The following is a 20,908-nucleotide window of genomic DNA, read 5'->3' on the forward strand; positions in this document are numbered from 1 at the left end:
GTCCACACACCACGACGGCGATTCTGCTGTGCACAACCACCCATCACGGCGATTGACGGTGCATTAGGTATGTAATGGAGCAAAAAAGACATTCATCATGCTTACCATCCGCGTTGATGGACACGTCGATGGACCACACGAAGCACCGTCGCCTCCTCGCCCTCACCCTCTCCTGGGCGGCCACCCGCGCCCTGATGGTGTGGCTGCTCGTCCACAGCGCCTCGCCGCTGCTGGGCGGGGGACGGGTGGCCCGCGAGGTGTGGGGCCTGTACCACCACTGGTACGGCGTCCTCGTCCACGGCGGCCTTCCGGCGCACGACCCGCTGTGGCAGTACCCGCCGGGCGCCGGCCCGGTGCTGCTGGCGCCCGTGCTGCTGCCGGGCCTGACGTACTTCCAGGCCTTCGTCGCCCTCACCCTCGTCGCCGACGCCGTGACCGTCCTGGCGCTGGCCCGCGCGGGCGCCCGCCCCGGCCACTCCCTGCTCGGGGCCGCCCTGTGGACGGGCGGACTGCCGCTGCTGCTGCACATCCCCCTGGTGCGTTACGACGTGCAGGTCACGGCCCTCGCCGTCCTCTCTCTGGTGACGCTGTCACGCTCCCCGCGCGCGGGCGGGGCGTTCGCGGCCCTCGGAGCGCTGGTCAAGGTGTGGCCGGCGCTGGTGCTGCTGGGGACGCCGAGAGGGCGGGAGAGCGGGTCGGCATGGCGGTCGGCGGCGGTGACGGGAGCCGCCGCGCTGGCGCTCCTCGCCCTGGCGTTCCGCGACCCCCTCGCCTTCCTGCTCCAGCAGGGCGCGCGGGGCGTGCAGATCGAGTCCCTGGGCGGCACGGCACTCTCGCTCGCCTCGCACGCCGGCTGGACGGGCACGGCCCGCTACCGCTACGGCGCGATGGAGTTCGTCGGCCCGTACGTCTCCTCCGTCGCCCACGTCTCGCTGGCGCTCACCGCCGCGGCCTTCGGCCTGCTGGTCCTGTGGCGGATCCGGGCCCGCCGACGGACCCGGGCCACCCCGTACGACGCCGCCCTCAGCGCCGTCCTGCTGTTCACCGTCACCAGCAGGGTGATCAGCCCGCAGTACATGATCTGGCTGCTCGGCCTGGCCGCCGTCTGCCTGGCCTCACAGCACACCACCCAGCGCCCGGTGGCCGTGCTGCTGCTGGCGGCGACCGCGGTCAGCACGGTGATCTACCCCATGCACTACTGGGAGGTCATCAGCTGCTCCTGGACCGGCACGACGCTGATGGTCGTGCGCAACGGCCTGCTGGCCTGGGCCGCCGGGCTGTCCTACCTGCGACTGTGGCGCTCCGGAACGGCGCCGGCCGAGGCCGGTGCGCGGAGTTGTCCACAGGCCCGGCACGAGGGGCGGACACCTGCTTCACTGTGAGGCGCCCGGCCACTCGCCCTCTCCGCGCACAGCGTCGCCCCGGCCGCCGTCACTCGCTCCCCTGCCGTCCCCACGCCGCCACAGAGCCCACGAGCCGCGGGTCCGGACCCCAGACCCCGGACCCCAGGCCATGGACCCCCAGGCCATGGACCCCCAGGCCATGGGCCATGACTCATGGGCACCGAGCCGTCTACAGCGCCTTGATCGCCTCGGCGGTCGCCCGGGCCAACGAGCCCAGATATCCCTTGGGCAGCTTCGGGCTGCGGATCACCACCGAACGCCAGTAGAGCGGACCGGAGATCAGGTCGAGCGCCAGCTCCTCGTTCAGTCCCGCCCGGATCTCCCCGCGCCGCCCGGCAGCGGCCACGATCTTCAGGGCGACCTCCTCCTGCCCCTCCTTCAGCGCCTTCTGCAACGCGTCGGCGATCTCGGGATTGCGGGCCGCCTCGGCCTGGAGGTCGGGGATGATCTGCGAGGCCACCGGGTGGCGCAGCGCCCGCGAGGTCACCTCGTACAGCATGCGCAGATCACCCTCCAGGCTGCCCGTCTCCGGGGCCGGCAGGCCCTGCACGGCGATCACCGAGACGATGTCGAGGACCAGGTGCAGCTTGGAGCGCCAGCGCCGGTACACCGCGGTCTTGCCCACACCGGCGCGGCGGGCGATGCCCTCGATGGACATCCGCGCATAGCCGACGGTCGCGAGCTCCTCGAACACGGCGGCCCGGATGGCTTCCGTCACATCCTCTCGGAGCACGGCCGCGCCCGCGGGAGCCCTGCGGCGCGGGCGCACCTGGGGTCCGTCGGTGTTCGTCGCGTCAGTCGTCATGCGAACCAGCATAGGGCGTTACGACGAAACGGTTGCGTCCCGACGTCAACTCGGCCTACTCTCACGTTGCGACGATACGGGTCCGTCCTGACGTGAGAAAACGTGAAGAGATGCGTGAGAAAATGTCGGGCGCCAACGGAACCACCGCCCCCACCCCCCTCCCCCGAGTGAAAGCAGCGGATGTGAGTCAGGTCCTCCACACACCGCCCAAGACACCGGCCCACGGCCACGGCGACCTCGCGGCCCTGGCCGAGCGCCACGGCCTCACGGTCAGCGGCGCCCGTCCCCCTCTGCCGGAGTACCTCCGCCAGCTCTGGGCGCGCCGCCACTTCATCACCGCGTTCGCCACGGCCAAGCTCACCGCCCAGTACAGCCAGGCGAAGCTGGGCCAGGTCTGGCAGGTGATGACCCCCCTGCTGAACGCGGCGGTGTACTACTTCATCTTCGGTGTCCTGCTGGAGACCAAGAAGGGCGTGGCGGACTTCATCCCGTTCCTGGTCACGGGCGTGTTCGTGTTCACGTTCACGCAGAGCTCGATCATGGCGGGCACCCGGGCGATCTCGGGCAGCATCGGACTGGTGCGGGCCCTGCACTTCCCGCGGGCCACGCTGCCGATCTCGTTCTGCCTGCAGCAGCTTCAGCAGCTGCTGTTCTCGATGGCCGCCCTGGTTCTCATCCTGCTCGCCGTGGGCGTGCCGCCGGCCCCCTCCTGGCTCCTGGCCATCCCGGTCATGGTCCTTCAGTTCATCTTCAACGCCGGCATGGCGATGATCATGGCCAGGCTGGGCGCGCACACCCCCGACATCTCGCAGCTGATGCCGTTCATCCTGCGCACCTGGATGTACGTCTCGGGCGTGATGTGGAGCATCGACAACCTGATCAGCAAGCACCACGGCATGCCGAGCTGGCTCGGCGCCCTGCTGCGGGCCAACCCGGCCGCCGTGTACATCGACCTGATGCGCTTCGCGCTGATCGACACCTTCCACGGCAGCCAGCTCCCGCCGCACGTGTGGCTGGTCGCGACCGGCTGGGCGCTGCTCGTCGGCGTCGGAGGCTTCATCTACTTCTGGAAGGCAGAGGAGACGTACGGCCGTGGCTGACAACGCGAACACCTCCGACACCGCAACGCGCACCGCGCTCACCGAGCCCGTCGACGAGCGCATCCCCACCGTCATCGCGGACAGCGTCGACATCGTCTACCGCATCAACGGCACCGGCGCCGGCCGCGGCTCCGCCACCGCCGCCCTCAACCGCATCCTGCGCCCCAAGCAGGCCGAGAAGGCCTCCGGCACACGTATCGTGCACGCCGTCAAGAAGGTCTCCTTCGTCGCCTACAAGGGTGAAGCGGTCGGCCTGATCGGCACCAACGGCTCCGGCAAGTCGACCCTGCTCAAGGGCATCGCGGGCCTCCAGCCGGTGGAGAACGGCAAGATCTACACCGACGGCCAGCCCTCCCTCCTCGGCGTCAACGCGGCCCTGATGGGCGACCTGACCGGCGAGCGCAACGTCTACCTCGGCGGCCTGGCCATGGGCATGACGCGCGAGCAGATCAAGGAGCGCTACCAGGAGATCGTCGACTTCTCCGGCATCAACGAGAAGGGCGACTTCATCTCCCTGCCCATGCGCACCTACTCCTCCGGCATGGGGTCCCGGCTGCGCTTCTCCATCGCCGCCGCCAAGGACCACGACGTGCTCCTCATCGACGAGGCGCTCTCCACCGGCGACGCCCGCTTCCAGGCACGTTCGGCGGAGCGCATCCAGGAGATGCGCGAACACGCCGGCACCGTCTTCCTGGTCAGCCACAGCAACGCCGCGATCCGCACCACCTGCGAGCGCGTCCTGTGGCTGGAGCGCGGCGAACTGCGCATGGACGGCCCCACCGAAGAGGTCCTCGAGGCGTACGAGGAGTTCACCTCGGGCAAGGCCAAGAAGTAGCAGCCGCCCCGGCAGGCACTGCCGGCGCACGAGAAGGGCGCTCCCCCGAGTCATCGGGGGAGCGCCCTTCTCGTGCGCCGTCCTGCGCGTCCGTACCCGTCACCACCTACCGGTAAGGGTGGGGGTACGGGCACGGACGCGCCGTTCCGCCTACGAGTGCGTCCGCAGCAGGGTGCGCATGGTCCGCATGGCGACCGACAGGTTGGCCAGGTCGAACGTCTCCGACGTCTGGATCTCCTCCAGCGTGCTGCGCGCCCGGCCCAGGATCGCCGCGTTCCTCTCCTCCCACGCCTTGAAGCGCTGCTCGGGCGTCGAGGTGCCGTTGCCGGCCGCCAGCACGTCGGCCGTCAGCGCCGCGTGCGCCGCGTACAGGTCCTCGCGAATGGACGCGCGGGCCATGGACTGCCAGCGGTCGGCGCGCGGCAGCTCGATGATGCGGTCCATCAGCTGGGTGATGCGCAGCCGGTCGGCGAGGTCGTAGTAGACCTCGGCGACGTCCAGCGGGTCCTTGCCCGTGCGGTCGGCCACCGAGACGATGTCCAGCGCCGGGAACGCCGAGGAGAACCCCGCCACCCGGGTGGCCAGCTCGTCCGGGACGCCCGCGGCGGTCAGCTCGTCGTAGATGCGCTGCCACCACTCCAGGTCCGCGCCCCGCATCAGCTTCGTCAGCTGCGACCACACCAGCTCGACGCGCTCGGCGAAGAACTCGACCGTCTCCGCCAGTTGCAGCGGCTGCGGCCGGTTGTTCAGCAGCCACCGGGTCCCGCGCTCGACGAGCCGCCGCGAATGCAGCCGGATCCGGGTCTGCACCTCGGCCTCGACCTGGTTGTCGAGGGCCTCCACCGCGTCCCACACCGGAGCCGCGCGGAAGATCGCCCGGGCCGCGGTCTGCGCCCGCACGATCTCCTCCAGCGAGGCTCCCGTCTCCTCGCGCAGCCGGTGCAGATACGTCGTGCCGCCCGTGTTCACCGTGTCGTTGACCAGGACGGTCGTGGTGATCTCACGGCGCAGCGGGTGGCTGTCGATGGCGTCGGGGAACCGCTCGCGCAGCGCCGTCGGGAAGTACGTGTGCAGCAGACCGCGCAGATAGTCGTCGTCGGGCAGCGAGGTGTGCAGCAGCTCGTCCGACACCGTGATCTTCGTGTACGCCAGCAGGACGGCCGTCTCCGGGCTGGTCAGGCCCTGGCCGGCGCCCAGACGCTCACGGATCTGCCGGTCGGTGGGCAGGAACTCCAGGGCGCGGTCCAGGTGCCCCTCCCGGACCAGGTGGCGCATGAAGCGCTGCTGGGCGTGGAGCATGTCCTTGGACTGCGCGAGGGCGTTGGCGATCGCCGTGTTCTGCGCATAGTTGTTGCGCAGGACGAGCGCGCCGACCTCGTCGGTCATCTCCGCGAGCAGCTTGTTGCGCTGCTTGACGGTCATGTCGCCCTCGGTCACCAGGCCGTTGAGGAGGATCTTGATGTTCACCTCGTGGTCGGAGGTGTCCACTCCCGCGCTGTTGTCGATGGCGTCGGTGTTGATCCCGCCGCCGAGCCGGGCGAACTCGATCCGGCCGAGCTGGGTCAGGCCCAGGTTGCCGCCCTCGCCGACGACCTTGACGCGCAGATCGGCGCCGTCCACCCGGATCGGGTCGTTGGCCTTGTCGCCGACGTCCGCGTTCGACTCCGTGGAGGACTTCACGTACGTGCCGATGCCGCCGTTCCACAGCAGGTCCACCGGCGCCCGCAGGATCGCCTTCATCAGGTCGGCCGGGGTCAGCTTGGCGACGCTCCCCTCGATGCCGAGGGCCGCCCGGATGTGCGCGTTGACGGGGATGGCCTTGGCCGAGCGGGGGAAGATCCCGCCGCCGGGCGACAGCAGCGCGGTGTCGTAGTCGGCCCAGCTCGAGCGGGGCAGCTCGAACAGCCGGCGGCGCTCGGCGTAGGAGGTCGCCGCGTCGGGCTCGGGGTCGATGAAGATGTGCCGGTGGTCGAACGCGGCGACCAGCCGGATGTGCTCGCTGAGCAGCATGCCGTTGCCGAACACGTCACCGGACATGTCGCCGATGCCGACGACCGTGAAGTCCTCGGCCTGCGTGTTCACGCCCAGCTCCTGGAAGTGCCGCTTCACGGACTCCCAGGCGCCGCGGGCGGTGATCCCCATGCCCTTGTGGTCGTAGCCGGCCGAACCGCCGGAGGCGAAGGCGTCCCCGAGCCAGAAGTCGTAGGACTGGGCGACCTCGTTGGCGATGTCGGAGAACGTCGCGGTGCCCTTGTCGGCGGCGACCACCAGGTAGGTGTCGTCCTCGTCGTGCCGCACGACGTCGGCCGGCGGCACCACCTCCCCGCCGACCATGTTGTCGGTGATGTCGAGCAGCGCCGAGATGAACGTCCGGTAGCTGGAGATGCCCTCGGCGAGCCAGGCGTCGCGGTCCACCGCCGGGTCGGGCAGCTGCTTGGCGACGAAGCCGCCCTTGGCGCCGACCGGCACGATGACGGTGTTCTTCACCATCTGCGCCTTGACCAGGCCGAGGACCTCGGTACGGAAGTCCTCACGCCGGTCGGACCAGCGCAGACCGCCGCGCGCGACCTTCCCGAACCGCAGGTGCACGCCCTCCACCTGCGGCGAGTACACCCAGATCTCGAACGCGGGCCTGGGCGCCGGCAGGTCGGGGATGGCCTGCGGGTCGAACTTCATCGACACGTAGGCGTGCGGCTCGCCGTCCACGCGCTTCTGGAAGAAGTTCGTGCGCAGGGTCGCCTTGATGACCGTCAGGAACGAGCGCAGGATCCGGTCCTCGTCGAGCGAGGCCACCTGGTCGAGCGCGGCTTCGAGCTCTTCCAGCAGGGCGTCGACGATCTCGAGGCCCGCGCGCTGCCGGTCGGGCGACATCCGCGCCTCGAACAACGACACGAGCAGCCGTGTGGTGTGGACGTTCGTGCGGAGGGTGTCCTCCATGTAGTCCTGGCTGAAGGTGGACCCGGCCTGCCGCAGGTACTTGGCGTACGCGCGCAGCACCGTCGCCTGCCGCCAGTCCAGTCCGGCGCCCAGCACCAGCGCGTTGAACCCGTCGTTCTCCGCCTTGCCGGTCCAGGTCGCGGAGAACGCCTCCTGGAACCGCTCGCGCCCGTCGTCGCCGAGGAAGTCGCCGCCGGGGCCGGCCAGCGCCTTGGGGATGCGCAGACCGAAGTCGTAGATCCAGGCGTGGGTACGGTCCGCGCAGCGCAGTTCGTAGGGCCGCTCGTCGATCACCTCGACGCCGAGCCGGTTCAGCACCGGCAGCACCGCCGACAGGGAGATGGCCTCGCCCCTGCGGTAGATCTTGAAGCGGCGCTCGTCGGGGGCGGCGCCCACCGGCTCGTAGAGGCTGAGCGAGAAGTTCTGCTCCTCGTTGAGCCGCTCCACGTGCACCAGGTCGGAGACCGCGGCACGCGGGGTGTGGTCGGCCTTGTAGCCCTCGGGGAAGGCGTTGTTGTAGCGCCGCGACAGCTCCGCGGCCCGCTCCTCACCCAGTTCGGCGTTGAGCGCCTCGGAGAACGCGTCCGCCCAGGACCGTGCCGCCTCCACCAGCCGGGCCTCGATGCGCTCCTTGTCGGTCTCGGACAGCTCCGGCAGCTCGGTGCCCTGCGGGACGCGGACCACGAAGTGCAGCCGCGACAGGATCGACTCGGTGTTCCAGGCGGTGAAGTCGACGCTCGTCCCGCCGAGCTCCTCCTTGAGGATGTCGATGATCCGCAGCCGCACGCCCGTGGTGTAGCGGTCGCGGGGCAGGTAGACGAGCGCGGAGTAGTAGCGCCCGTACTCGTCCTGCCGCAGGTAGAGCCGCAGCCGCCGCCGCTCCTGCAGATACAGCACGCTGGTGACGATGGAGCGCAGTTCGTCCACCGGCGTCTGGAAGAGCTCGTCGCGCGGGTAGGTCTCCATGATCTGGAGCAGGTCGCGCCCGTCGTGGCTGTCGGGCGAGAACCCTGCGCCCTTCAGCACGTCCTGGACCTTGCGGCGCACCACCGGCACCCGCGACACGGACTCGGTGTAGGCGGCGGAGGAGAAGAGCCCCAGGAACCGGCGCTCGCCGACGACGTTCCCGTCGGCGTCGAACTTCTTGACACCCACGTAGTCGAGGTAGGAGGGCCGGTGCACGGTGGCCCGGCTGTTCGCCTTGGTCAGCACCAGCAGCTTGTGCTCACGCGCCTTGGCGCGGGCGTCGGCCGGAAGCCGCTCGAAGGACGGACTGACGGGGTGGGCGTCGACGTCGGCGTGATGCGGGTCGGAACGCAGGATGCCGAGCCCGGTCCCCGGAACGGCGGCGAGGGAGTCGTCCCCGCGCAGCTGGTACTCCCGGTAGCCGAGGAAGGTGAAGTGGTCGGCGGCCAGCCAGCGCAGCAGCTCGCGGGCCTCGTCGACGTCCGGCCGCTCCAGATCGCCGGGAACGGGCTCCTCCACGAGCCCGTCGGCGACGCGCAGCGCCGTGTCGCGCATCTTCTCCCAGTCCTCGACGGCCTCCCGGACGTCGGACAGGACGCGCAGCAGGTCGGCGGTGATCTGCTTCAGGTCGGCCCGGTCGGTCTCCCGGTCGATCTCGACGTGGATCCAGGACTCGACGTGCCCGTCGTGCGGCAGGTCCACGGCCGCGGGCGGCACGCTGAGCACCTCGATCAGCTTGCCCGCCACATCACGCCGCACGACGACCTGCGGATGGATGACGACGTGGATGCCCCGGCCCTGCCGGGTCAGCTCGTTGGTGACCGAGTCGACGAGGAACGGCATGTCGTCGGTGACCACCTCGACGACGGAGTGGGTGCACGTCCACCCGTTCTCCTCGACGGTGGGCGTGTGGACCCGCACGTTGGCGGTGCCCTGCGGGCGGCTCTCGGCCAGCCGGTAGTGCGACAGCGCGGCCCCGAAGACGTCGACCGGGTCGCGGCCGCTCAGGTCCTCCGGCGCGGTGTGCAGGTAGTAGCGATGGAGGAACGCGAGCAGGGCGGCGTGGTCCGGGGTCCCCGGGGTGCCCTCGCCCGTCGTCCCAGTCGGTAGGTGCCCCCCGACCGGGCTGTTCTCAGCGACCCGCGCCGCCCTCTCGAGCAGCTCGGCCTTGGCTTCGTCCAGCTTGGTCTGCATTGTCCTCTGACTCCTGTCGCGCGCCGTTGCGTGACGTAGAAGGAAGTGCGGGCTCTTCCCCTGCGACTCGACGCCACGGCCCGGGATCTCCGGACTGCTCCGACGCTATGCCGCAAGGTGAGACGAGCGGGGGGTCATCAGCCATTTTCGGCACCACTCCGGGGTGTGACGCTGGTCTCCGCGCCGCCTGTGTCCGGGGTGTGCACGCCGCCCCGGGGTCTCTTGCGACCCCGTCCCGCCCGCGCCGATCAGCGACCGCCGCCCGGTGGCGGAGACGGTCCGCACACACCGGGCGCAGGGCAGGGGCGACATTGCCCCCGCGAGATATCGCGCTGATCACGCCACCAGGCTATCGCTCCTCACCGGGCCGCCGTCATGAGCCGTATGTGTACAAAAGGAGGGGCGGAACTTTGACGTTCTGCACAGCTCGCGGAGCCGCCCGTACGGCTAAGGGAACACCGGGGGGCGACCGGGAAACGACTCACCGACGCCACAGGCGACGGCTCAGGCAGACAGAACGGCTGAGGCAGAGGGCAGGGCGCAAGCAGACGCGACGGCTCAGGCGGACGCGAGGGCGCAAGCAGACGCGACGGCTCAGACTGGCATAACGGCTCACGGGACGAGGGTGATCCGCGAGCCGGCCGCATCCCTCCCGCCTACCTGAGCCGGGCCTGGCCGTGCCGGGCCTCCCCGAGTGCCTTCCCGAGCCGGCCGGGCGAACTCGCTCGGCGTGCTTACGCGGCCGCCGCCAGACGCCCCGCGAGTTCCACGGCCTCGCCCAGCGTGTCCACCACGGGTACCCCGACGCCCTCGAGGCTGGCCCGGCTGTGCGATCCGCCGGTGTACAGCACGGCCCGCGCGCCGACGTGCAGCGCGGCCACCGCGTCGTCGGCGGCGTCCCCGATCACCACCGTGCGCGCCGGCTCGACCCCGGTCAGCTCCCGCAGGTGCCGCACCATGTGCTCGGCCTTGCTGCCCCCGGAGGGCCCTGTCCGCCCGTCCACCCGGACGAAGTGCGGCTCGATCCCGAACCCGCGCACCAAGGGGACGAGTTCATCGTGCACGTACATGCTCAGCAAGGACTGGCTGTGCCCCGCGGACCGCCATCCCGCGAGCAGCTCCACCGCGCCCTCGGTCAGCCCGCACCGCACCCGGTGCTCGGCGTAGTACCGGTGGAAGACCCCGTCCATGACCTCCCACTCGGCGTCGGTGGGCAGCCTTCCCAGCAGTCGCTCGTAGAACTTCGGCACCGGCACGCAGTACAGCGCCCGGTACTGCTCCAGCGTGATCGGCGCCAGTCCCAGCTCGACGAATGCCGCGTTCGTGGCCCCGACGATCGCGTCGTTGTCGTGGAACAGCGTTCCGTTCCAGTCCCAGACGATGTGCGCCGCTTCGTGCTTCCCCATGCCTGCAAACGTACCCGCCGCCACCGACAGTCAAGTGCCCGAGCACGAAGCGAGCGGCTCACCCGGACGAAGATCCGGATGCGGAAGCAGAACCTGAGGCCGAGACGGAGACGGGGGGAGACAGAGGGGGAGACAGAGGGGAGAGACAGAGCAGCTGCGCAGACCGCGCGCTCAGCCGCCCGCCGTACTCTCAGCCGCCCGAGCCCACCAGGTTCGGGATCTCCTGCGGGGCGAACCACAGCAGTTCGTGGTCCTCGGCCCCGTCCACGACGAACTGCGCGTCGTCGTCCCCGCCGTCCGCCGTCGCGAGCGCCCCCGCCGCCGCGGTGACGTCCGCCTCCGCGTCCCCGGCGTCGACGTGTACGGCGGCCGCCTCGGCCAGCCGCACGGCGCCCGTCACCCGCACCTCGCCCAGGGCCGCGGGATCGAGTCCCCGGTCGGGGTCGACGGCGGCCGCGCGGTCGGGCACGTCCAGGGCGACCACGACCCGCCGCCGAGGAACCCCGGGGTCCGCCGCCAGCAGCCGCAGGGAGGCGAGCGCGGCCCGGCTGAGCGCCGCGTACTCCAGCTCCTCGATGTCGTCGGAGAGGTACCACTCGCGCAGGGCGGGCGTGACGGCGTACGCGACGAGCGGCTCGGCCCCCAGCTGACCCGTCCTGTGCGCCTCGGCGAGACCGGGGAGGGTCATGGGGACGTAGACGCGCATGGCTGGCCGCTCATTTCGTGGTCGGTGGCTCGGCTCGGACCCGGTGCTCCCGGGCGGACGGCGCACCGCCCCTCCGGGGCCTTCAGGATACGTGCGGGCGTCCCCTTTCGAGCGCCTGCCCACCCCCGGACGGACGTCAGCACGCCGCACCGTAACTCACCCGCACAACCCCCGTGAAACCGGGCTACGGACACCCCGGGCCACCCCTGATGAGTGAACTTCACGGGCCCTCGACACGGGCGCATCCTCCGCTTGCCCTCGCGGACCCGGACCCCGTACAAGATCCGCAACGGCAAGTTACCGCCCGGTAGACACCGGACTCACCGAACGGGGACCCCATGGACAAGATCATGACGAGGACGCAGCGCAACACCGGCGCCCGCCCGCCCGGCGCCCGCCCCGGGGGCGTCCGTCCGCCAGGCCGTCGTGACACCCGACGCCCCGTCGGCGCACCCCCGCGCACCCCCGGCGGCGGTTTCCCTCGCACGGCTCCCGCGGGCGGCCGGCCGCCCGGTCCGCCCGGTTCCGGCCCCTCCACCCGCCCCGCCGACGGCCGCCCCGCGACCGCCCAGGCCCCCGGCCGGCCGCTCTCCCAGCCCCGCCCCACCGACCTCTTCGCCGACCGCCTCCTCGCCGTCCTGAGCGGCCGGCGGCCCGTCCACTTCATGCTGCGGCACACCCTCGGCGCCGCCTACGACGACCTGGCGCACCTCGCCGAACGCGGCCCCCTGCGCACCGCCCGCGGCGTACAGCCCGTCGTCCGCGACATCGGCTACTACGTCCCACGGCCCGGAGCCATCGAGGCCTTCGCCCGGATCGGCGCCGGCGACCGTCTGCGCGCCATGGCCTTCCGCCTGGAACTCGGCAGGGACCGCCGCTGGCGCTGCACCGCGGTCGAACTGGACGGCCACCGCCGGCCCCCCGCCCAGGACGACTGAGCGCCCCGGACGACACCCGGCACGACCGAGCGGGCCCGCACACCGAACCGAGCGGGCCCGCACAACGAAGGGACCCGCACAACGAAGAGCCGGGCCACCCCCAGGTGACCCGGCTCCTCCCGGCCCTTCGAGCCGCTGCGCGACGCCTCACCCGCCACCCGGCGACGACGCCGGGGGCGAGCGCTCCACGGCTACTTCTTGCGACGCCGCCCGGCCTTCGCCTGCTTGCGGCGCTCCGCGCGCGTGAGACCGTCGGCCTCGGAACGCACCGGCTCCTCGTCGTCCTCGAAGTCGCCCTCGATCGTGCCGCCCTCGCCGTCCACCGTCGGCGCCGAGAAGTGCAGCTGACGACGCTGCGGAGCGTCCAGCCCCTTCGCACGGATCTCCGGACGCGAGCCCGCCTGCGCCGGCACCACGTCCTGCTTGTCCATGTCGACCGGCTGGGCGTCCTCGACCAGGACCTCCTCGACCTGCTGCTCGACCTGGACCTCCAGGTTGAACAGGTAGCCGACGGACTCCTCCTTGATGCCGTCCATCATCGCGGAGAACATGTCGAAGCCCTCGCGCTGGTACTCGACCAGCGGGTCCTTCTGCGCCATCGCGCGCAGGCCGATGCCCTCCTGGAGATAGTCCATCTCGTAGAGGTGCTCACGCCACTTGCGGTCCAGCACCGACAGCACGACCCGGCGCTCCAGCTCACGCATGATCTCGGAACCGAGCTGCGACTCCCGCGACTCGTACTGCTCGCGGATGTCGTCCTTGATGGACTCGGAGATGAACTCGGCCGTCAGCCCCGCCCGGTCGCCGGCCGCCTCCTCCAGCTCGTCCACGGTGACCTTCACCGGGTAGAGCTGCTTGAAAGCACCCCACAGCCGGTCCAGGTCCCAGTCCTCGGGGAAGCCCTCGGCGGTCTCCGCGCCGACGTACGCGTCGATCGTGTCGTCCATGAAGTGGTGGATCTGCTCCTGCAGGTCCTCACCCTCCAGGACGCGACGACGCTCGCCGTAGATGACCTCACGCTGCCGATTGAGCACCTCGTCGTACTTCAGGACGTTCTTACGCGTCTCGAAGTTCTGCTGCTCCACCTGGGACTGCGCGGACGCGATCGCGCGCGTGACCATCTTGTTCTCGATCGGCACGTCGTCCGGCACGTTCGCCATCGACATCACGCGCTCGACCATCTGCGCCTTGAACAACCGCATCAGGTCGTCACCCAGCGACAGGTAGAACCGGGACTCGCCCGGGTCGCCCTGACGGCCGGAACGACCGCGCAGCTGGTTGTCGATACGACGGGACTCGTGCCGCTCGGTGCCGAGGACGTAGAGGCCACCGAGCTCCTTGACCTCCTCGAACTCGGCCTTGACCGCCTGCTCGGCCTTCTCCAGGGCGGCGGGCAGGGCGTGCGCCCACTCCTCGATGTGCTCCTCGGGGTCCAGACCCCGCTGGCGCAGCTCCGCCTCGGCGAGGTCGTCCGGGTTGCCGCCCAGCTTGATGTCCGTACCACGGCCGGCCATGTTGGTGGCGACCGTCACAGCGCCCTTGCGGCCCGCCTGAGCGACGATCGACGCCTCACGCTCATGGTGCTTGGCGTTCAGCACCTCGTGCTGGATGCCCCGCTTGGACAGCTGCTGCGACAGGTACTCCGACTTCTCGACCGACGTCGTGCCGACGAGGATCGGCTGGCCCTTCTCGTGCTTCTCCGCGATGTCGTCGACGACCGCCTCGAACTTCGCGACCTCGGTGCGGTAGATCAGGTCCGACTGGTCCTTGCGGACCATCGGCCGGTTCGTCGGGATCGGCACCACGCCGAGCTTGTAGATCTGGTGGAACTCCGCGGCCTCGGTCATGGCCGTACCGGTCATGCCGCAGAGGCCGGGCTGCTCCTTGCCGTCGTGGTTGTGGCGCTTGTAGAGACGGAAGAAGTTCTGCAGGGTGATCGTGGCGAGCGTCTGGTTCTCGTCCTTGATGTCCACCCCCTCCTTCGCCTCGATCGCCTGGTGCATGCCCTCGTTGTAGCGGCGGCCGGCGAGGATACGGCCGGTGTGCTCGTCGACGATCATGACTTCGCCGTCCATGACGACGTAGTCCTTGTCCTTCTTGAAGAGCTCCTTCGCCTTGATGGCGTTGTTCAGGTAGCCCACCAGAGGGGTGTTCACCGACTCGTAGAGGTTGTCGATGCCCAGCCAGTCCTCGACCTTGCTGACACCGGCCTCGTGAATGGCGACCGTGCGCTTCTTCTCGTCGACCTCGTAGTCGCCGGTCTCCTCGATGCCCTTGAGCGGGTTGCCGGCCTCGCCCTTCTTCAGACGCGTCACCAGCTTGGCGAAGTCGCCGTACCACTTCGTGGCCTGGTCGGCCGGACCGGAGATGATCAACGGCGTACGCGCCTCGTCGACCAGGATGGAGTCCACCTCGTCGACGATGGCGAAGTTGTGGCCGCGCTGCACCAGCTCGTCCTGCGCCCACGCCATGTTGTCGCGCAGATAGTCGAAGCCGAACTCGTTGTTGGTGCCGTACGTGATGTCGCACGCGTACTGCTCACGCCGCTGGGCCGGCGTCATGTTGGCCAGGATGCAGCCGACTTCCAGCCCCAGGAACTTGTGAACGCGGCCCATCATCTCGGAGTCGCGCTCGGCCAGGTAGTCGTTGACCGTGATCAGGTGAACGCCCTTGCCGGACAGCGCGTTCAGATACGCGGGCAACGTGCCGACGAGCGTCTTGCCCTCACCGGTCTTCATCTCGGCCACATAGCCGAGGTGCAGCGCCGCGCCACCCATGATCTGCACGTCGTAGTGACGCTGACCGAGGACGCGCTTGGCGGCCTCGCGCACGGTGGCGAACGCCTCGGGCAGCAGGTCGTCCAGGGTCTCGCCATCGGCGTACCGCTGCTTGTATTCCTCGGTGAGGGCCCGCAGCTCGGCGTCGGAGAGGTCGACGAAGTCCTCTTCGATGGAGTTGACCTGGTCCGCGATGCGGTGCAGCTTGCGCAGGATCTTGCCTTCGCCTGCACGCATGATCTTCGAGAGGACGGACACGGGGGTTGGTCTCCTTGCCGGTCGGGCCTGGGACGGTCGGTTTCCTTTGACTTACTGAGCAACGGCCATCGTATGCGAGGACCCCACCGCGCCGGGAGGCCTGCCGGGACGAGGACCGCACACTGCTGGCACCTGCTCCAAAAATCTCCTTCACACAGGACAACGGCCGGACGCCGCCGATGGTGCCGCCCCCGCCGGACGAATTGCGCGAATTGTGATCACACGCTCACACACCGCGAAACATTGGCGTCCGGGGACGGCCGCCGAGCACAATCGGCCGATGGAGCCCGAGCCACTCACCCTCACCAGCGCCCGCCTCGTCCTGCGCCCCCTCGACCAGCGGGACACCGACGCCGTGTACACCGCCGCCCAGGACCCCGACGTCCAGCGCTGGACCACGATCCCCTCCCCCTACCTGCACGAGCACGCCCGCAACTTCGTCGAGGTGCTCGCCCCCGAGGGCTGGGCCACCGGCTCCATGTTCACCTTCGGCGTCTTCCTCCCCGACGGACCCCTCACCGGCGTCCTCAGCCTCACGATGCGCGCCCTGGGCACGGCCGAGGTCGGCTTCTGGGCCGTCAAGGAACACCGCGGCCACGGCTACACCACCGAGGCCGCCCTCACCGCCTCCCGCTGGGCGTTCACCGGCCTCGGCGTCGACCGCGTCGAATGGCGGGCCGAGGTCGGCAACCACGCCTCCCGCACCGTCGCGGAGAAGGCCGGCTTCACCCTGGAAGGCACCCTGCGCTCCGCCGTCGACAACAAGGGCGTACGACGCGACTGCTGGCTGGCCGCCCTGCTCCCCTCGGACCTCGGACTGCCCTCCACCACCCCGTATCTCCCCGCGCCCCCGGCCGCAGCCCCGCCCGCGAACTGACGCCCCGGGCCCGCCCCGCACTGTCAGACCCACCCCCTATCGTGCGAGCCATGACGACCCCGCGCCCCGCCACCGAGCTCTCCGCAGACGAAGCCCGCCGCATCGCCCTACGGGCACAAGGCTTTCTCGGCACGCCGGACCGCAAGGCCGGCGTCCGCGGCGTCCTCCGCCACCTCGGCGCGGTCCAGCTCGACACCATCTCGGTCCTGGCCCGTTCCCACGAGCTGATCCCCTACGCCCGCCTGGGGGCCGTCGGCCGCAAGACCGTCGAGGACGCCTACTGGCAGGACACGCACGCCTTCGAGTACTGGTCCCACGCCGCCTGCATCCTCCCCATCGAGGAATGGCCCCACTTCGCCTTCCGCCGCCGCGCCTACCGCAACCGCCCGCACTGGAACCACGCACTCCCGGACGGCACGTACGACCAGGTCGTCAAGCAGCTCCGCACCGAAGGCCCCCTCACCGCCACCGACTTGGGCGGAGCGAAGAAGACCAGCGAATGGTGGGACTGGTCCGGCACCAAGGTCGCCGTGGAACGCGCACTGATGTACGGCGAGGTGGTCTGCGTCGAACGCCGCGGCTGGAAGCGCGTCTACGACCTCGCCGAACGCGCCGTCCCCGCCGGCCTGCTGCACGACGAGCTGGACGACTCCGAGTGCCTGCGCCGCCTCGTCCGCCTGGCCGGCCGGTCCCTCGGCGTGGGCACGCGCGCGGACATCGCCGACTACCACCGGCTCAAGGGCGAACAGGTCGACGCGGTGATCGCCGACTCCGGCCTGGTCCCGGTAGCCGTCGAAGGCTGGAACAAGCCCGCCTGGGCCGACCCGGCGGCCCTGGACACACCCCCGCGTGGCCGTCACCGCACCACGCTCCTGTCCCCCTTCGACTCCCTGGTCTGGGAGCGCGCACGCACCGAGCGGATCTTCGGTTTCACCCACCGCCTGGAGGCCTACGTCCCCAAACCCAAGCGGGTGTACGGCTACTTCGCGATGCCCGTCCTGGCCGGCGGCCGGCTCGTCGGCCGTGTGGACCCGGCGCGCGAGGGACGCACCCTGGTCGCCAGGCAGGTCACCCTGGACGGCCCCAAGGCGATCCCGGCGGTGGCACAGGCCCTGCTCGAAGCGGCGACCTGGGTGGACTGCACGGACGTACGCGTGGAACGCGTGGACGCCCCGGAGCTGCGCGAGCCCCTCAGCCGGGAACTCGCCCGCGCACTCGCCTGACCGCGCACTCGCCTGACCGACCTGACCGGCTCCACCACGACCTGGACGGCTCCGGGACCACCTGGCCGGCCACCCGGCCGTCGCGTCCGTCGGCCCCTCCGTCCGGCACCGGCCGCGCGGACCGCGCAAACCGTGCGGCCCCTCGGGCCAGGGTCAGCGGATCTCGAGGATCTTCTCCCGCATCGCGTACACCACGGCCTCCATCCTGGAGTGCAGCTGCAGCTTCTCCAGGATGTTGCGGACATGGTTCTTCACCGTGTTCTCGGAGATGAACAACTCCTTGGCGATGTCACGGTTGTTCATCCCCGTCGCCACCAGCTTGAGCACCTCCAGCTCCCGGTCCGTCAGCCGCGGCGCGGGGACGAGTCTGCGCTCGTCGGTCCGCTGGATCATCGACTTGAACTCGGTGAGCAGCTTCGACGCCATGGAGGGGCTGATCTGCGACTGTCCGTCGGCGACCGCGCGGATCGCGGTGGCGACCTCGTCCGTGGAGATCTCCTTCAGAAGATAACCGGTCGCGCCCGCCTTGATCGCCTCGTAGAGGTCGGCCTCCTCATCGCTGATCGTCAGCATGATGATCTTCGCGCTGGGGGCCACCTCCTTGATGGAGGTGCAGGCTTCGATCCCGCCGCGCTTGGGCATCCGGACGTCCATCAGGACGATGTCGGGAAGCAGGTCGGCCGCCTTGTCCACGGCCTCGGCGCCGTCACCCGCCTCACCGACGACCTGGATGTCCTCCTCGGCCGCGAGCACGATCTCCAGTCCCCGGCGGAACAGAGCGTGGTCGTCCACGACAAGGACTCTGATCGGCTCCTTGCGTGAAGTGCCCCCGTCCGGGCCCATGCCGACGACGCCGTCGTCGGCATCGTCGTCCCGCATCGGTCCGAAGCTGTCCGCCATCGTTCCTCCCCCTGAAGGCTGTGGCCGTGGTCCTGAGCCATCGCCAACCCAAGGCAACGACCCACCGGTTGAGCCGCCCTGCCATGATTCCATGCCCGGACGACAACGCGGCGACAGAGCGAGGCCCAGGGGGTCGCGCACAGGTGCCCCTGGGGGCGCACACGCGCTCCAGGGGCACACCGCTCAGCTGTCACGGGCAGGGTCAGCCGCTGTCACCGGCAGGGTCAGCCGCCCAGCGTTCCGCCCGCTTCGGGTGAGTGCGCCTGAGCCACCATCGGGTCGGTGTCGAGGTAGATCACGCCGTAGTCGTAGGCGTGGCGCCGGTAGACGACACTGGGCTGCTTCGTCTCGGAGTCGACGAACAGGTAGAAGTCGTGTCCGACCAGTTCCATCTCGTAGAGGGCCTGGTCGAGCGTCATCGGAGCGGCCACGTGGGTCTTCTCGCGCACCACGAGGGGGCCGTCGCCCTGCACCTCGAGGGAGCCGATCTTCTTCGTCGGCACGCTGTTCGACTCGCCGGCGGACACGGGCTGCCCGTCGCCGTTGAGCGTCGCCACGCCCGGGACGTGGTCGGGGACCTCAGCCGCGGACAGCCTGCGGGAACCGCGACGCGTGTATCGCTTGTCGTGCTGCTTGCGCAGCTGGGCGTCCAGCTTCTCCGCCGCCAGGTCGAGTGCCGCGTACGCGTCGCTGGCCGACGCCTCCGCCCGGATCACAGGGCCGCGGGAGCGGAGCGTGATCTCCACTCGGTCGCACCGGTCGGCTTGTCGAGGGTTGGGCTCCTTGGACACCTCGACGTCGAGGCTGATCACCTTGCCGTCGAGCTTCTGGATCTTCTCCAGGTTCAGCTTCTCGGCCACGTGCTTGCGGAACCGCTCGGGCACCTCGGTCTTGCGGCCCTTGACGACGATGTCCACGCAGAACTCCGTTCCCGGATCACTCCGCCTCACAGGCGGAGCGTCTCCCTTTTGCACCAGGATCCGGTGAGTACCGGAACCTCCGACTTGGTGACTTCCACCTCCTCCTCCCCCATGGGCGAGATCTACACCCCAGGTGCTGCAGAGATTACGAAAACCCGCAGCACGGCATTCGGATTTGAGAGGTCTGGCCTGCGGCTTTCCCTCACAACCGAACATATCTCGCCCGGACGGATGTCGTCACCCTCTACTGCGGCGTACCTCCGTTCAGGTGAATTGACTCTCTCATTACCTGCAACGACGCACGTTCTCCATCAGTTCCGGTTTATTTCGAATGAGTCCGGCGATGCCGCGACCACGGCAGCGCACAGCACGTCACCCGGACGGCCCGGACCCGACACGCCCGGCGGGGGGCCAGACGGGGCGCCGCCCCGGCCTCCCTCCTTCGCTCCGGACGGCTTCACCTTTCTGCCTTCCCGAGTCGCACCCCCGTACACGGCCCCGACGCCACCACCACACATCCCGCCCTCCGCCTCCCCGCCCTGCTCCCCGATGTCCGCCTCCCCGGCGTACCTCACGCCCCCCGTACCCGCGCCGCCGCCGTCCATCCGCCCCGCCCTCGCCCCCGCTCTTCTCCCCGCCCCTGTCTGCGCCCCTCTCCCCGCTCCCGTCTCCGCCCTCGTCCCCGCTTCTGTCGCCGCCCGCACCGCGCGAGCCGCCTCCGCCAGCGAAGCACCCGTCGTGACCAGGTCGTCCACGAGGACCACCGCAGCACCGCACAGCACCCGCACGCCCCCCGGCACGACGGTCAGCGCGCCCACCAGATTGTCCAGCCGCTCCCGGGAGCCCAGCCCCGCCTGGTCGGCCACCGGGCGTCGCTGCCGGAGCACCGCGGCCACCCGCACCGGCACCCCGGCCCGCCGCAACTCCCCGGCCGCAGCCAGCGCGATACGCCGCGCCGGATCATGACCACGGGCCCGGACGGCGGCACGGGCGGAGGGGACGGGGACGAGGAGGACACCGCGGGGGTACCGGGGGCCCACCCCCTCCCCCTCCCCCAACCCCTCCGCCCCCGCCTCCCGCAGCCCCGCCCGCACTGCTCCCGCCAGCGCCGCTCCCAGAGGGCGCGTGAGCGCCAGCGCGCCGCGTTCCTTGTGGGCCAGCAGCACTGCCCGTACCTCGTCCGCGTAGTGGGCCGCCGCGTGCACGGCGGGCAGCCCGGGCGGCTCGAGCAGGGGCCGCACCCGGAACGGCGCGGCGCCGCCCAGTGCCGTACGGCACTGCGGGCAGAGCACCGTCCGTGCGCTTCCGCAGCCTCCGCATTCGGCGGGCAGCACCAGGCCGGCCAGCTCCTGCCACCACCTGCGAACGCCTTCCACGTGGATCACTGTGCCAGTGCCGGAGGGGGCTCACCAGCCCTGTGGAAAACGCCCTGTGGAAAACGCCGGGGGCGGTCTGTCGACAACCTGAACGCAGACATGGGCAAGGGATCAAGGAGTGAACGCCGACATCTGCAGAGGACCAAGAAGTGATCGCAGGCGTGGGCAGGGACCGGGAAGGCGGTCGCAGCCGATCGGACGGACGATCGAGTCAGGCGGAAATCGCAAAGGAGGCAAGGACTTCCCCCTTCACGGAAGCGGACTGCGGACTGCGGACTGCGGACTAC

The 20,908-nt window shown here is 70.3% G+C and carries 14 protein-coding genes; 6 read left to right on the forward strand and 8 right to left on the reverse strand.

From position 1 onward, the window contains the following. Positions 1 to 116 precede the first annotated feature (116 nt). Positions 117 to 1,382, forward strand: a complete 1,266-nt coding sequence (locus tag IE239_RS01815) for a glycosyltransferase 87 family protein (RefSeq protein ID WP_229877670.1) — start codon at positions 117 to 119, stop codon at positions 1,380 to 1,382. Between the two features lie 190 nt (positions 1,383 to 1,572). On the opposite strand, the gene IE239_RS01820 is transcribed toward IE239_RS01815, so the two are convergent. Further along, positions 1,573 to 2,220, reverse strand: a complete 648-nt coding sequence (locus IE239_RS01820) for a TetR/AcrR family transcriptional regulator (protein WP_190147392.1) — start codon at positions 2,218 to 2,220, stop codon at positions 1,573 to 1,575. 170 nt (positions 2,221 to 2,390) lie between these two features. Here IE239_RS01820 and IE239_RS01825 point away from each other — a divergent pair, with 170 nt between their 5' ends. Further along, the gene (locus tag IE239_RS01825) at positions 2,391 to 3,308 is read left to right on the forward strand and encodes an ABC transporter permease (protein WP_190147393.1); all 918 of its coding nucleotides are present in this window, start codon (positions 2,391 to 2,393) and stop codon (positions 3,306 to 3,308) included. Continuing rightward, complete coding sequence (locus IE239_RS01830) at positions 3,301 to 4,143, forward strand: ABC transporter ATP-binding protein (RefSeq protein WP_373308036.1); 843 nt, start codon at positions 3,301 to 3,303, stop codon at positions 4,141 to 4,143. Before IE239_RS01825 ends, IE239_RS01830 begins: the two co-directional genes overlap by 8 nt. Positions 4,144 to 4,293: 150 nt before the next feature. Here IE239_RS01830 and IE239_RS01835 read toward each other — a convergent pair whose 3' ends face one another. From IE239_RS01835 to IE239_RS01845, 3 genes are all read right to left on the reverse strand, one after another. Beyond that, positions 4,294 to 9,240 (reverse strand): NAD-glutamate dehydrogenase, encoded by a 4,947-nt coding sequence (locus IE239_RS01835; protein WP_190147394.1) that lies wholly within the window; start codon positions 9,238 to 9,240, stop codon positions 4,294 to 4,296. 734 nt (positions 9,241 to 9,974) lie between these two features. Continuing rightward, positions 9,975 to 10,646 (reverse strand): HAD family hydrolase, encoded by a 672-nt coding sequence (locus IE239_RS01840; protein WP_190147395.1) that lies wholly within the window; start codon positions 10,644 to 10,646, stop codon positions 9,975 to 9,977. Between the two features lie 190 nt (positions 10,647 to 10,836). After that, complete coding sequence (locus tag IE239_RS01845) at positions 10,837 to 11,352, reverse strand: DUF6912 family protein (RefSeq protein ID WP_190147396.1); 516 nt, start codon at positions 11,350 to 11,352, stop codon at positions 10,837 to 10,839. A gap of 338 nt (positions 11,353 to 11,690) precedes the next feature. Here IE239_RS01845 and IE239_RS01850 point away from each other — a divergent pair, with 338 nt between their 5' ends. Further along, complete coding sequence (locus tag IE239_RS01850; protein ID WP_190147397.1) at positions 11,691 to 12,290, forward strand: Rv3235 family protein; 600 nt, start codon at positions 11,691 to 11,693, stop codon at positions 12,288 to 12,290. A gap of 191 nt (positions 12,291 to 12,481) precedes the next feature. Here IE239_RS01850 and secA read toward each other — a convergent pair whose 3' ends face one another. Further along, positions 12,482 to 15,325, reverse strand: coding sequence for a preprotein translocase subunit SecA (gene secA, locus IE239_RS01855; protein WP_190147398.1), 2,844 nt, complete (start codon positions 15,323 to 15,325; stop codon positions 12,482 to 12,484). A 280-nt stretch (positions 15,326 to 15,605) separates the two neighbouring features. On the opposite strand from secA, the gene IE239_RS01860 reads away from it, so the two are divergent. Both IE239_RS01860 and IE239_RS01865 read left to right on the forward strand, forming a co-directional pair. Beyond that, a complete protein-coding gene (locus tag IE239_RS01860) occupies positions 15,606 to 16,202 on the forward strand; it encodes a GNAT family N-acetyltransferase (RefSeq protein ID WP_190147399.1) in 597 nt (198 codons plus the stop codon). Between the two features lie 50 nt (positions 16,203 to 16,252). Next, on the forward strand, positions 16,253 to 17,425 hold the full coding sequence (locus tag IE239_RS01865; protein WP_190147400.1) for a winged helix-turn-helix domain-containing protein: 1,173 nt from the start codon (positions 16,253 to 16,255) through the stop codon (positions 17,423 to 17,425). Positions 17,426 to 17,578: 153 nt separating this feature from the next. On the opposite strand, the gene IE239_RS01870 is transcribed toward IE239_RS01865, so the two are convergent. The 3 genes from IE239_RS01870 to IE239_RS01880 form a co-directional block, all read right to left on the reverse strand. Next, positions 17,579 to 18,325 (reverse strand): response regulator, encoded by a 747-nt coding sequence (locus IE239_RS01870; protein WP_020133042.1) that lies wholly within the window; start codon positions 18,323 to 18,325, stop codon positions 17,579 to 17,581. A gap of 224 nt (positions 18,326 to 18,549) precedes the next feature. Further along, on the reverse strand, positions 18,550 to 19,242 hold the full coding sequence (gene hpf / locus IE239_RS01875; protein WP_190147401.1) for a ribosome hibernation-promoting factor, HPF/YfiA family: 693 nt from the start codon (positions 19,240 to 19,242) through the stop codon (positions 18,550 to 18,552). A 314-nt stretch (positions 19,243 to 19,556) separates the two neighbouring features. Next, on the reverse strand, positions 19,557 to 20,621 hold the full coding sequence (locus tag IE239_RS01880; protein WP_190147402.1) for a ComF family protein: 1,065 nt from the start codon (positions 20,619 to 20,621) through the stop codon (positions 19,557 to 19,559). Positions 20,622 to 20,908 lie beyond the last annotated feature (287 nt).

Source organism: Streptomyces humidus, from assembly GCF_014649655.1.
Taxonomy (GTDB): domain Bacteria; phylum Actinomycetota; class Actinomycetes; order Streptomycetales; family Streptomycetaceae; genus Streptomyces; species Streptomyces humidus.